The following is a 13077-nucleotide window of genomic DNA, read 5'->3' as shown; positions in this document are numbered from 1 at the left end:
GGCCCACCTCATCACCCCGGCCCACCTCATCACCCCGGCCCACGGGGGCGCCGAACGCCGAACACCGTGACGAACAGATAGGACATGCCGGCCGCGTGGGGCGAGAAGAACTCGATGACCTCGTCGTCGGCGGAGGTGGAGCCGCACGCGCCGAGGCGCAGCGCGTGCGTGCCCAGGTGCAGCTTGCCGGCCCGCAGCGCGCTGACCAATTGCGCTGCCCGGTAGCCGCGGTTTCCGTAGCGCTCCAGCAGCGGTCGCAGGTCGGCCAGCCAGTACGCGTTGACGTGCGCGTCGGCGCAGTAGCTCTGGCCGACGGCGATGCGGGCGGAGTCGGCGCGGAAGTCGCCCGCGCGCAGCAGCTCGACCGCCCCCAGCGCCGGGTGGTGCAGGTACACGCCCGGCGTGAGGCCCTCGACGGCGTGAACGATCAGGTAGCAGGCCAGTGGCGGCAGGACGTCGGCGGCGAACCCGCGCGCCGAGCGGTCCAGCAATGTGGAGAAGTCGCGGAACGAGAGCTCGGCCTCCGTGTCGTAGCGGCGGGTCGAGCGGCGGCGGGGGATCACGTCCTCGACCGGATCCGGCGGGACGGCGTCGTCGGGCAGCGGGTGCAGCGTCACCAAGCGGCCCGCCGGCTCCGGGCTCTTCGCGGCCACCGTGGCGGACCGCCAGGCGGCCACCTCGGCCCTGGTGTCCAGCGACGACGCCCGGTGCATCGCCCCGATCGCGGGGAACTCCACCTCACGCGGCGACACGGGCCGCACCGGCAGGTTTACCGGAGGCAGCTCCGCGACATCCGGCGCGGGTGGGCCGCCGCGGCCGAGCGCGCACAGTGCGACGGTGGCCTCGCGCGCGCCGTCGACCCCCAGCACCGCGTTGACCGCGGCGTCGGCGAAGCCGAGCACCAGCTCCGCGGGAACGCCGGCCGACGCGGCGACCGCCAGTGCCTGCGACAGCGACGTGCCCGCATCCCAGAACGCGTGCCGGTACGCGCGCGCCTTGTATCGCCAGGCGTTGCGCCAGAACGTGCTGGTCACCGCCATGACGACCGGGGCCTCGACGCCCAGCGCGGCGCGGACGTCGCCGGAGCGGACCTGGCGCAGGCTGTGGTCGAGCGCCGAGTAGTGGTACACCCCTGCGGGCAGATCCGGCAGGTCGCAGCAGACGACGTACAGCTCGAGGTGGTAGCGCGCGCCGGTGCCGCCGGCCGTCCGGTAGGTGATGACGGTGTCGCGGACGGTGACCGTGCGGTCGAGCAGGCCGTTGCTGAGCAGCCCGATGCGGGCCAGCAGCTCCAGGTCCGGCGCCGCCGCGCCGTCGAGCCCGGACGCCGACAACGCCTCCAGTGCCGGTATGGACGACGCCGCGAAGTCGCGGGGGAGCGGGATCGGCTCGAGCGTCTCGTACACCTTGAACGGGTACGGCTCGAGCGAGCGGTCCTCCTCCCAGATCGCGTTCTCCAGCGCCGGCGGCGTCCCCATCGCGATGCCGCCGTCGTCGTCGCGCCAGTACCTCGTCGCCGCGTGGAACTCCAGGGCGGCCCGGACGTCGGCGTTGCGCTGGGTCATCCCGCGAGCGTAGACGCCTCCGCCAGCGGGTCGGGGGTGCCGAAGCGGTGCGCCGTGATGCTGACCGCCTGCTCGTGCAGGAAGGGCAGCAGCTCGACGCGGCCGGCCTCGGTGACCGGCTGGGCGTAGACGGCGATGTCGGGGCGGCCGCCGACCGCCTCGTACAGCTTCACCGGGTCGCCGCCGACCAGCCGGATGCGGCCACCGGCCAGGCCGGTCGCCCGCCGGTGCCAGACCTCCGGGGCCTCGACCGCCACCGGCACGCCCAGCGCCGTCACTGCCGACACCACGACGGCGGGCAGCTCGCCGGCCGCCGACACCGTCACCGGCGCGCCCGCCAGCACGCCGGCCGCGACCACGCGCAGCAGGTCTGCGACCGGCGCCGCGGACTCGTGCCGGACGGTGACCGCGTGCGGCAGATAGCGCAGCACGTTGCGCTCGGCGGTCAGCCCGGAGACGTCGCGGGCGACGCCGAACTCCGACCGCCAGGCGGCGGCGTCGCTGCGCAGCGCCCGCTCCAGTGACTCGGCGCCGGCCAGCCCGGCGCCGTGGGCGGCGGCCAGCAGCGCGGCGGGCCCGGCCGCCAGCGTCCCCACAGCCGGCGCCGTCGACACCGCGGGTGCCCAGTCGGTCAGCCCGACCAGGTAGTTCGGCCCGCCCGCCTTCGTCCCGGCGCCGACGGCGGAGCGCTTCCAGCCGCCGAACGGCTGCCGCCGGACGATGGCCCCGGTGGTGCCGCGGTTGACGTAGAGGTTGCCGGCCTGAACGCGGTCCAGCCAGGTGGCCAACTCACCGGCGTCGCGGGTGTGCAGGCCGGCGGTGAGCCCGTAGGCCACCCGGTTCTGCATCGCGATCGCCTCGTCGAGCGTGGCGGCGGTCATGATGCCGAGTACCGGGCCGAAGTACTCCGTCAGGTGGTACTCCGAGCCGTCGGCCACGCCGACCTTGACGCCGGGCGACCACAGCCGTCCCTCGGCGTCGAGCTGCCGCGGCCGCACGACCCACGACTCGCCCGGGTCCAGCGTGGTCAGAGCCTTGAGCAGCTTACCCCCGGCCGGGCCGATGAGCGGCCCCACCTGCGACGTCGGATCGGTCGGCAGGCCCACCTTCAGCGAGGCGACGGCGTCGACCAGCTGGTCGCGGAACCGGCGCGACCGCGCGACGGAGCCGACGAGGATCACCAGCGAGGCCGCCGAGCACTTCTGCCCGGCGTGCCCGAACGCGGACTGGACGACGTCGCGGACGGCGAGGTCGATGTCGGCGCTCGGGGTGACGACGACGGCGTTCTTGCCACTGGTCTCGGCGAGCAGCGGGAGGTCGGCGCGGAACGACCGGAACAGCTCGGCGGTCTCGTAGGCGCCGGTGAGGATGAGCCGGCCCACACGCGGGTCGGACACCAGCCGCCGGCCCAGCTCGTGCTCGCCCACCCGCACCAGCCGCAGCACATCGCGCGGGACGCCGGCCGCCCACAGCGCCTCGGCCAGCACGGCGCCGCAGCGGACCGCCTGCGAGGCGGGCTTGAGGACGACGGCGGACCCGGCGGCCAGCGCGGCCAGCACGGACCCGGCGGGAATGGCGACCGGGAAGTTCCACGGCGGCGTGACGACCGTCAGAGGCACCGGCCGCCGCAGGGCGCCGTCGACCTCGTCGAGCTCCTCGGCCAGGCCTGCGTAGTAGTTGGCGAAGTCGATGGCCTCGGAGACCTCGGGGTCGCCCTGGTCCAGCGTCTTGCCGGCCTCGGCCGCCATGACCTCGATCAGCTCGGCCCGGCGCCGCTCCAGCTCAACGGCGGCGCGGCGCAGCAGGCCGGCCCGCTCGGTGCCGGTCAGCGCGCCCCAGCCGCGGCCGGCCTCCGTCGCCGACCCCAGCACGGCATCGAGGTCGTCCGCCGTCGTCACCGCGGCCGCCTCCGCCGTCGCGGCGCCGGCCTTGCTGCCGGCCGCCCGGGTGAGGATGTCGCGGCTCCAGGCGATGTTGCCGGGCACCGCCGGGTCGGTGTCGGGGACGTTGGCGAACTCCGTCTGCACCGTGTCCTCGACGGGCTGCCGGCGGTCCTGCGTGCGGTGCGGCAGCGGGACCCGCCGGTCCAGTGCGGCCAGCGAGGCGAGGAACCGGTCGCGCTCGCGCAGGAACAGGTCCTCGCGGTCGTGCAGGCCGGCGAGGGCGGACAGGAAGTTCTCCTCGCTGGCGCCCTCCTCGAGCCGCCGGACGAGGTAGGCGATGGCGACGTCGAACTCCCGCGGGTGCACCACCGGGGTGTAGAGCCGGACCCGGCCGACCTCGCGGCGGACCACCTCGGCCTGCCCCTCGGCCATGCCCAGCAGCATCTCGACCTCGACGCCCTCGCGCACGTCGCGCCGCCCGGCCAGCAGCCAGGCGAACGCGAGGTCGAACAGGTTGTGCCCGGCGACACCGATGTGCACGTTGCCGATCCGCTCGGGCCGCAGCGCGTAGTCGAGCAGCCGCTTGTAGTTGGTGTCGGTCTCCTGCTTGCTGCCCCAGGTGGCCAGCGGCCAGCCGCGCAGCGACGCCTCGACCCGCTCCATGGGCAGGTTGGCGCCCTTGACCACGCGCACCTTGACCGGCGCACCGCCGCGGGCGCGGCGCGCGGCCGCCCACTCCTGCAGCCGGATCATCGACGCCAGCGTGTCGGGCAGGTAGGCCTGCAGGACGATGCCGGCCTCGAGGCCGAGGAACTCCTCCTGGTCGAGCAGCCGGGTGAAGACCGCCGTCGTGAGCTCGAGGTCGCGGTACTCCTCCATGTCGAGGTTGACGAACGTCGACGACGCCGCCGCCCGCCGGTACAGCGGGACGAGCGTCTCGACGACGTGCGCGACGGTGTCGTCGAACGCCCACGGGGAGTGCGGCGCCACCGTCGACGACACCTTCACCGAGACGTAGTCGACGTCGCCGCGGTCGAGCAGCCGGTAGGTGCCCTGCAGCCGGCGGGCGGCCTCGCGCTCGCCGAGCACCGCCTCGCCCAGCAGGTTGACGTTGAGCCGGGCGCCGGTTCCGCGGATGCGAGCGATGGCCTTGCCCAGCTTCGCCGGGCGGGCGTCGACGACCAGGTGGCCGACCATGCCGCGTAGCGCCCGGCGGGCGACCGGCACGACCAGCCCCGGCGCGACGCGGCCGGCCAGCGCGCCCGTCTTCAGCGCGAGGCGCAGGTGGGCGGGGAGGAACGGCGGCATGTCGGCGGCGAGGTCGCGCAGCGCCCGTGCGGCGACGCGGTCGTCCTCGGGCCGGACGACGCCGTCGACGAAGCCGACGGCGAACGGCAGCCCGCTGGGGTCGGCGAGGACCTGGGCGAGGCGCCGCGCGGCGGCGTTGGAGGGCACCTTCGCGGACTCGTCGAGCCAGCGGCGCACGGTGGTGACGACCTCGTCGGACAGCGCCAGGAGGTCGTCGACACCGTCGGCGCGCGGGTCGGTCTCGTTCCAGGTCAGTGCCATGTCCACAGTCTGGTCACCTAGTGACGTAAGGTAAAGCGATGTTTTCTGACGGGTACCCGTCAGATCTACTTACATGTCGGTGGAGGTCATCGTGCTCGACGTCCGCAGGCTCCGACTGCTCCGCGAGCTCGCCGTCCGAGGCACCATCGCCGACGTCGCCACGGCGCTGCACCAGAGCCCGTCGTCGGTGTCGCAGCAGCTCACGCTGCTCGAGAGAGAGGCGGGGGTCGCGCTGCTGCGCAAGGTCGGCCGGCGCCTGCAGCTCACCCCGCAGGCGGAGATCCTGGTCGAGCACACCGCGGCGGTGCTGCAGCGGCTCGAGGAGGCGGAGTCGGACCTGCGGGCCTCGCTGCAGGAGGCCACCGGCACCGTCCGCATCGCCGTCTTCCAGTCCGCCGCGCTGGCGCTGATGCCCGACCTGCTGCACACCCTCGCCGAGCGGCATCCGCGGCTGCGGGTCACCATGACCCAGCGCGAGCCCGAGACCGCGCTGCTCGAGACCTTCGCCCGCGACTTCGACCTCGTGGTCGCCGAGCAGTACCCGAACCACGCCGCGCCGTGGCACCCGGAGCTGGACCGCGTGGGTCTCACCCGCGACGCCATCAGGCTGGCCGTCCCGGCGGGGCCGGCGTGGGCCCACATCACCACGCTGGCCGACACCGCGGGCCTGCCGTGGGTGGTCGAGCCGCACGGCGCCGCGTCGCGGCACTTCGCCGAGCAGGCCTGCCGGCAGGCCGGGTTCGAGCCCGACGTGCGGTTCGAGACCGCGGACCTGACGGCACAGATCGAGCTCATCGAGACCGGCAACGCCGTCGCGCTGATCCCGGACCTCATGTGGGCGCGACGGCCGCCGTCGGTGCGGCTGATCGACCTCGACGGCGTTCCGCACCGGACGGTGTTCACCGCGGCCCGGCGGTCCATGGCCCAGCGGCCATCGATCCTGGCCTGCCGCGAGGCGCTCGCCGCCGCCGTCGAGAACGGGCTCGGCCGCCGGCCCCGGCCCGCGTGAGCGAGCCGCGATTGGGCACAAGGTGAGCATGGTCGGTTCGCTGGGGAGGAAACGGGTCATCGTGACCGCGGCCGGGCCGCGGATGCAGCCGGTGCTCGACGAGTGCGCGCTGCCGTCGTTTCGCCGCTACGCGGCGCGCTGGGGGTTCGACGTCCACGCCGAGCGGCTGCCGGCCGACGGCACAGCGGCCGACTCGGCGGCACAGCAGGCCAAGTGGGCCAAGATCGCGCTGCTGCGCGAGGCGCTGCGCAGCTACGACCTGGCCCTGTGGCTCGACGCCGACGTCCTGGTCCTGCGTGACGACGAGGACGTCGCGGCGCATCTCCATCCCCAGGCGTTCCAGGCACTCGTCCTCGAGCAGGTGCCCTCCGAGCACCGCCTGAACCCCAACACCGGGGTGTGGCTGCTGCGCGCCGGCCCCGCGGCGACGGCGTTCCTCGACGCGGTCGCCACCGCGGGTCCGCAGCCCGGGCCCTGGGCCGACCAGGGCGCCGTGCTGCTCGCGTTGGGCTGGGACCGCGGCGACGAGCGCTATCACTGGGCCCGGCCCGGCCGGGGCAGCTCGTTCCTCGCCGGCACGTCGTGGCTGCCGCCCGGCTGGAATCAGCCCTACGTCGCGGGGCGGATCCCCGCCGAGTCCTACAACAGCGACCCCGCGTCCTACACCGACCGGCCGACGGTGCCGCGGCCGCACGCGCTGCACTTCATGGGGCTGACGCCGCAGGCCCGGCTCCGGCACATGCGCGCCGTCGCCGCCGAGCTCGGGACGTCGGCGTCCTGACGGCCGGTCAGCGGGTGCCGAGCCGGAGCTCGCGCCGGGCCGGTACGAGCGCGGGGAGGAGCAGGGCGGCGGTCAGGGCGAAGACGGCCGGGTAGCCGGCGCCGGCGGCGACGATCCCGGCGCCGGCCGCGCCCACCGCCATGCCGGCGTCGTAGGCGGCGTTCCAGATCGCGCTGACCGCGCCGTAGCCCTCGGGCCGCACGCGGCTGTACATGAGCGCGAGCGTGGCGTTCTGCAGCACCCCGAACCCGGCGCCGAACACCGCCGACCCGGCGACGACCGCGATCGGGGACCCCGTCGCGGCGACGCCGAGCAGGCCGACGGCCGCCAGCATCAGGCCAGGAACCAGCAGCCGGGCCTGGCCGTGCCGGTCGCCGAGCCGGCCCGCCACCCAGCGGGCGGCTGACGCCGTCGCCGGCTGGACCAGGAGTGCGGCCGCCGCGACGGAGGCCGACCCCGTCGCCAGCGGAAGGAACGTCACCAGCACGCCGATCGCGACCGTCGAGGCCGCGAAGACGACCGACGGCCGGACCAGGCCGGCGTCGCGCAGCCCGGCCAGCACGCCATGGCCGTGCTCGTCGCTCTGCGAGCCGCCGGCCGACGTGGTCCGGCTCGGCAGGCCGGGGACCGCGACCAGGCTCAGCAGGGTCGCGGCGGCGGTCACGGTGAACACCGTCCCGGCGCCCCACTGCCCCGCGGCCCAGACGCCGAACGGCAGCGCGACCAGCGCGGGGATCCCGCCGACGACGCCGACCAGCGCCAGTCCCTCGCCGCGCCGCTGCGCAGGCAGCAGGGCGGCCGTCAGTGCGCCGCCGGCGACGATCGTGACCCCGAAGCCGAGGCCGCGCACCAGATTCACGGCGACGACCGCGGCCAGCTCCGACGAGACCACGAGCAGCAGGGTGGGGGCGCCGAGCAGCACCAGCCCGCCGGTGAGCGCCGCCCGGTAGCCGAACCGGGCGACCAGCCGCGGCGTGGCGACCTCACCGGCGATCGACGCGGCCAGCAGCGCGCCGGTGGCCAGACCCGCGGTGCCCGTCGAGCCGGACGCCTCGGCGACCAGCGGCACGACGGACAGCGGCAGGTAGAAGCCGAGCGACGAGCCGACGATCGTGACGAACCGGAGCAGCAGCGCCCGGCTGATCAGGGGCGGGTGGACGACAGTGGGAACGGTGGCGGGAGCCGGGGCGACGGCGAGCGTGGCGGTGGTCATGACACGACGCTAAGGGTGAATCGGTCCGGTCGTGAGGGCCAATTCCAGGCCGCGACCCCGGACCGATTCGGTTCAGGCGCTGGTGCGGCCCGACGCAGTCCGGGTCGACCTCGCGGACGAGGCCGTCCGGCTCACGAGCGCGCGCTGCGGCTGTTGCCCGGGCACCCGGAGTCGCCCGGGCCTACGCCCGGCTCGAGCAGCCGGCGCCGCCGCCCGTCGTGACCCTGACCCGGGCCCGTGGCGATCGCGATGGCCGACGGGCCGCGGGCCGGTTTCGCCGTGCTCGACGGCCCCGCGAGGTCAGTCCGCGGACCTCACCAGTTCTCCCTCGCCGGGCGGGGCCGGCTCGTCGCGGCGATCGCCGTGGCCGGGCCACCAGGCGGCGTGCCCGATGAGCGCCGTCAGCGCCGGAGTGAAGAACATCGCCATGATGAATGCCGCGACGAAGATGCCGAACGAGATGGCGAAGCCCATCGAGACCAGCAGCGCGTTGCCGCCCAGCATGAGCGAGGCGAACGTGCCGGCCAGGATGACGCCGGCCGCGGCGATCGTCGGCCCGGCGTGACGCACCGCCATGGCCGCGGCGTCCCGAGGCTCCAGCCCGTTGCGTGACTCCTCGCGCAGCCGGGCGACCATGAGGATGTTGTAGTCGGTGCCCAGCGCGACGACGAACAGGTAGATGTAGATGGGCAGCATGAAGATCAGTCCGTCGTCGCCCTGGATCGTCTGGAACAGCAGCACCGTCGCGCCCAGCGTGGCGCCGAAGCCCAGGCCCACCGACGCCATGAGGTACCAGGGCGCCACCAGGCTGCGCAGCAGCACGGCCAGGATCACCATGATGATGAGCGCGGCCACCGGGAACACGACGGAGTAGTCGCGGTTCATGGCGTCCTGCAGATCGACGAAGACCGAGGTGGTGCCGCCGACCAGCGCCTCGGTGCCGTCCGGCGCGGAGTCGTGCGCCGTGTCGCGGATGGGCCCGGCGACGTTGTCCATCGACGCGTCGGAGGTGGGGTCGTCGTCGAGCACGACGCTGTAGACGACGGTGCCGCCGTCGGGCGACGGGAGCGGCTGCGACACCTGCGCCACGCCCGGAGCCTCGCCGAGGGCGGTCCCGAACGCCGCCTGGTCGGCCTCGCTGATGGTGTCGCCGCCGGTGCTGCGCAGGAACACCGTCGTCGGGTCGGTCGCGCCCGGCGGCAGGCCTTTCTGCAGCGTCTCGAGCGCCACTGACGACTCCGCCGTGGCGGGCACGCCCGTGTCGGAGAGGTCGAACGTCGGCCGGAACCCGAACGCCAGCACGGCCAGCGCCGCCAGCACCAGGCCCGACACGACCGCGAACCGGACCGGGTGCCGGCCCAGCGAGTCGCCGACGGCGCCGAAGCGGGCCGCCTTCGGCTCCTTCTTCCACGCCTTCGACGGCCAGAACACCTTCGTGCCCAGCAGCGACACGATGGCCGGGACGAGCGTGAGCGACGCGAGCACCGTCACGGCGACCGCGATGGCCAGCGCCGGGCCGATGGAGCGGAAGATGCTCAGCGTCGACAGGATCAGCGCCATGAAGGCGACGATGACGGCGCCGCCGGCCGACGCGATGGCCTCGCCGGCCCGCTCGATGCTCAGCGCCACCGCCGTCTTGCTGCCGGTGCCCTGCCGCAGCAGTTCGCGGTAGCGGAACAGGAAGAACAGGATGTAGTCGGTGCCGATGCCGTAGAGCACCACGATGAGGATGACGGTGATCGACGAGTCGGCCTGCAGGCCGAACGCCTCGTTCGCGAACGCGATCAGGCCGGTCGCCACCTGGGAGATGACGGCGACGACGATGATCGGCATGAACGCGATGATCGGGCTGCGGAAGATGATGAGCAGCAGCCCGAGGATCAGGACGACGGTCGCGATGCCGACGATCGCCTCGGCGTTCGTGGCCGCCTCCTGCGAGTCCAGCCCCTGGGCCGCGGCGCCCGTGACGCCCATGCGCAGCCCGGTGCCGTCGACCAGCGGCTCGGCCTCGTCGCGGAGGTCGCGAACGCTGTCCATCAACTCCTCGCCGAACGGGTCGGCGTCCTGGGCGAGACCGATGGTGGCGGTCTGCACCAGCCGGTTCTCCGAGGGGTCGTTCGCCGTGAACGTGCCGAGCTCCGGCAGCTCCAGCGCGCCCAGCTCGTCGGTGATGTCGCGGACGGTGGCCTCGTCCTCGTCGGTGAGCTCACCGCCGTCCTCGCGATCGAACACCATGATCGCGGCCGTCTCGGTGCGATCGGGGAACGCCTCGGCCTGCAGCTCGGCGGCCTGGATGGACTCGTAGTGATCGGGCAGGAAATCGGCCTCGTCCGTGGTGGACGTGAGTGCGGGCGCGGTGGCGATGACGGCTACCGCGACGGCGATCCACGCGATGATGACGTGCCACGGGTGGCGGGCGACGTAGCGGCCCAGCGCAGCGAACATGGTCCGACGTTAGCCAACGCACGGTGGTGCGATGCAGCGACCGGGAACTTTCGGTCCCGCCGGTCCGCGGAATGCGGCGGGAGCCGGGGATCGAAGGGGATTGCCTGTGCTCTGAGTCACATTACTCGCGCCGGCGCGGTGTGTGACTCGGCCCATTTCTGAGCGTGGTGCGGGTGGTGTCAGGGGTTCAGCGGCGCGACCAGCCCCGCTCGGCCTCGGTCAGGCCACCCCAGATGCCGTACCGCTCCGGAAGGGCCGAAGCGGCCTCCCGGCACTGCTGCGCGACCGGGCAGGACGTGCAGATGTTCTTGGCGATCTGCTCCCTGGCCCGCAGCGTGCTGCCGCGGCCCTCGGGGTAGAAGAGGTCGGTGTCCATGCCCCGGCAGGCGGCGTACGCCCGCCACGCGTCCCGCAGCTCGAACCAGTCCTCTGCGTACGTGTTCATGTGATCGGCCAACGCGGTCATGCGGCCAGTTCCCCCTTCGCCGTCCTGTCGGATGATCAGGTCCCTTTGATCGACAAGACAGAGAAGGGGGGCGGCTATGACGCGCCTGACGAAGAAATTCTCGAAGTTTTTCCGGGCGCCGGACGACGCACTCGAAAGGGCGGTGCGAAGGCGTGCAGAGCGGCGGAAATCGGACCGCCCGCCCGCTCGCGACCGCGGGCTCAGTGGCGGTGGTCCTCGAATTCCCGGTAGCCGATGCCGGTGACCCGCTCGGCGAGCTCGTCCCACGTGGGCGCGATGATGCGGCCGAGCTGCGGGCCCTGCTCGCGCACGACCCGGCCCAGCCGCAGCGGCGTGCAGACCAGCACGTCGAACGACTCCTCGCCGGCGCCGCCCTGCGGGCCGACGATCAGCCGCACCCGGACGCCGTCATCGGCCGGATCGGCCGGGACGTAGGTCACGACGTCGATGTCGGCACTGCTCGCGAAGCGGAGCGCGGCTCTCATCGACTGTGACGCGTGCGCGTTACGGCTGGATGTACCGGAACAGCTGGTTGACCCCTTGGTGGGCCGGGAAGAGGATCAGCCGGCCGTCAGGGGCGACCTGCTCGATGTCGAGGACGAAGCTGTGGTACTTCACGCTCTTGATCGTCTGGGAGGACGAGGACTCGGGGTCGAGATGCCACTGCTGGCTGTTGCTGTCGTCGCAGGTGGCCAGCAGGACGGCGTCGATGGGGTGCACGCCGTCGAGGCACTGGCCGGTGGCCCGCCAGATGATGGTGCCGTCGCCCGGGACCTCCCAGCCGCGGCTGGGGGCGTCGGCGCAGTCGCCGGCGCGGGGTGCGCCCTGGCCGTCGACCACGAGGCAGCGGGTGCCGTGCTCGCCGAGGTCGACCTCGAACCGGCCGGCCCGCACGACGTCGAGCTCGGCAGGGGCGGTGGTGGCCGTCCCGAGCTCGTTGGTGAAGACGGCCCGGTAGCGGGTGCCGTCGTCCTCGAGCGCGACCCCGGACACCGTGAGCCCGGCGTCGGGACCGCTGCCGGTGGCGTCGGGGACCGGGGTCCACGGGCCGCCGGACGACGGCGCGGACTCCCAGGCCCAGGTGCCCTCGGGGTTGGCCGAGGCGCTCGCCGTGAACTCGACGTCGTCGCCGGGGCCGGCCTCGACGGACTCGGGCTGCTCGGTGATCTCGGGCTTCCAGTGCACCGTCAGCGTGGCCGGCTCGGACGCGGCCTCGCCGACGTCGTTGCGGAACACCGCGCGGTACCGGTAGCCGTTGCGCTCGGAGCCGACGCCGGTCAGCTCGAGCGTCGACGTGACCCCCTCGGTGCGGGTGGTGGCGATGCTGGTGTCGGGCGCGTCCCACTCGCCGCCGGGCGCGCGGACCTGCCAGGTGATGGTCATGGCGTCGGGGTTGGCGACGGCGGTGGCCTCGAACGTGGCCGTGCCGCCCTCTTCGACGGTGACGTTCTGCGGGTGCGCCTCGACGGACGGCGGGTACTGCACCGAGATGACGGCCGCCTCGGTCGTGATGGTGCCGAGCGGGTTGGTGGCCTTGACCCGGAACGCGCGGCCGTCGAGGTCGGCCGTGGGCTCGTCGATGACCAGCGTCTCGCTGGTCTCGCCCGCGAGGTCGACCCAGTCCTCCTCGGCCGGCAGCTCGTCCGCCGGCGTCTCGCCGTCGGAGACCTCGGCGGCGGGAGTCTCGTCGCCGGGTGTCTCGGGCTCGACGATGTCGTCGGTCGTGCCGTCGGCCGGCTCACCGGGCGTGGGGTCGGAGTCGACGTACGGCGTGCCGCTCGTGGTCGGGGCCAGCCAGAACTGCGGCGCCGACGTGTACGCCGCCGCGACGGCCTCGCCGTCGCCGTCGCCTCCGCCGGACGAGCCCGCGCGCGGGTCGGCGTACTGCCACTGCAGGTCGGGCGGCGGGTTGCCGGACACCGCGACCGTCAGCGTGATGGTCTCGCCGGCGACGACGACGGGGTTGGGCGGCGGCTGCTGGTCGATGACCGGCGCCTGCTCGACCGACGGCTGGGTGGGGTCGGGCGTCGGCTCGACGGTGGGCTCGCTGTTCGGCGACTCCGAGGGCTGCGACGGCTCGACGTCGGGTTGCTCGGCCGGCGGGTCCTCGGGCGAGTCGTCGGCGACGGGCTCGTCGGCCGGCGGG

At 73.9% G+C, this 13077-nt stretch carries 9 protein-coding genes; 2 read left to right on the top strand and 7 right to left on the bottom strand.

Annotated elements, in window-relative coordinates:
- Positions 1-29: 29 nt before the first annotated feature.
- Both E1212_RS27745 and E1212_RS27740 read right to left on the bottom strand, forming a co-directional pair.
- On the bottom strand, positions 30-1565 hold the full coding sequence (locus E1212_RS27745; protein ID WP_131988564.1) for a SagB family peptide dehydrogenase: 1536 nt from the start codon (positions 1563-1565) through the stop codon (positions 30-32).
- Complete coding sequence (locus E1212_RS27740) at positions 1562-5017, bottom strand: proline dehydrogenase family protein (protein ID WP_131988562.1); 3456 nt, start codon at positions 5015-5017, stop codon at positions 1562-1564. The genes E1212_RS27745 and E1212_RS27740 overlap by 4 nt, the downstream gene beginning before the upstream one ends.
- 91 nt (positions 5018-5108) lie before the next feature.
- Here E1212_RS27740 and E1212_RS27735 point away from each other — a divergent pair, with 91 nt between their 5' ends.
- Together E1212_RS27735 and E1212_RS27730 are read left to right on the top strand one after the other, a co-directional pair.
- Complete coding sequence (locus E1212_RS27735; protein ID WP_131988566.1) at positions 5109-6026, top strand: LysR substrate-binding domain-containing protein; 918 nt, start codon at positions 5109-5111, stop codon at positions 6024-6026.
- Positions 6027-6054: 28 nt separating this feature from the next.
- Positions 6055-6807: a hypothetical protein gene (locus tag E1212_RS27730; RefSeq protein WP_131988560.1), complete on the top strand. Its 753-nt coding sequence runs from the start codon at positions 6055-6057 to the stop codon at positions 6805-6807.
- 7 nt (positions 6808-6814) lie between these two features.
- On the opposite strand, the gene E1212_RS27725 is transcribed toward E1212_RS27730, so the two are convergent.
- From E1212_RS27725 to E1212_RS27705, 5 genes are all read right to left on the bottom strand, one after another.
- Positions 6815-8020, bottom strand: a complete 1206-nt coding sequence (locus E1212_RS27725) for an MFS transporter (RefSeq protein WP_131988558.1) — start codon at positions 8018-8020, stop codon at positions 6815-6817.
- A gap of 300 nt (positions 8021-8320) precedes the next feature.
- Positions 8321-10465 carry an MMPL family transporter gene (locus E1212_RS27720; RefSeq protein WP_131988556.1) on the bottom strand — a complete coding sequence of 715 codons (2145 nt, stop codon included), beginning with the start codon at positions 10463-10465 and terminating at the stop codon, positions 8321-8323.
- 187 nt (positions 10466-10652) lie between these two features.
- Positions 10653-10910: a WhiB family transcriptional regulator gene (locus tag E1212_RS27715; protein ID WP_111256804.1), complete on the bottom strand. Its 258-nt coding sequence runs from the start codon at positions 10908-10910 to the stop codon at positions 10653-10655.
- A 221-nt stretch (positions 10911-11131) separates the two neighbouring features.
- Entirely contained in the window at positions 11132-11416 is a 285-nt protein-coding gene (locus E1212_RS27710; protein WP_131988554.1) for an Imm8 family immunity protein, read from the bottom strand.
- Between the two features lie 19 nt (positions 11417-11435).
- Positions 11436-13077 (bottom strand): RICIN domain-containing protein (locus E1212_RS27705; protein WP_203417341.1); only part of this gene is annotated, 1642 nt, incomplete at its 5' end.

The organism is Jiangella ureilytica (genome assembly GCF_004348545.1).
Lineage (GTDB): Bacteria > Actinomycetota > Actinomycetes > Jiangellales > Jiangellaceae > Jiangella > Jiangella ureilytica.
This window is presented reverse-complemented; position numbering and strand designations above follow the sequence as displayed.

What these genes read in the sequence shown, in the direction of transcription:
- E1212_RS27715 (WP_111256804.1), bottom strand. Translation starts at nt 10,910, where the DNA reads ATGAACACGTACGCAGAGGACTGGTTCGAGCTGCGGGACGCGTGGCGG.
- E1212_RS27710 (WP_131988554.1), bottom strand. Translation starts at nt 11,416, where the DNA reads ATGAGAGCCGCGCTCCGCTTCGCGAGCAGTGCCGACATCGACGTCGTG.
- E1212_RS27745 (WP_131988564.1), bottom strand. Translation starts at nt 1,565, where the DNA reads ATGACCCAGCGCAACGCCGACGTCCGGGCCGCCCTGGAGTTCCACGCG.
- E1212_RS27730 (WP_131988560.1), top strand. Translation starts at nt 6,055, where the DNA reads ATGGTCGGTTCGCTGGGGAGGAAACGGGTCATCGTGACCGCGGCCGGG.
- E1212_RS27720 (WP_131988556.1), bottom strand. Translation starts at nt 10,465, where the DNA reads ATGTTCGCTGCGCTGGGCCGCTACGTCGCCCGCCACCCGTGGCACGTC.
- E1212_RS27725 (WP_131988558.1), bottom strand. Translation starts at nt 8,020, where the DNA reads ATGACCACCGCCACGCTCGCCGTCGCCCCGGCTCCCGCCACCGTTCCC.
- E1212_RS27740 (WP_131988562.1), bottom strand. Translation starts at nt 5,017, where the DNA reads ATGGCACTGACCTGGAACGAGACCGACCCGCGCGCCGACGGTGTCGAC.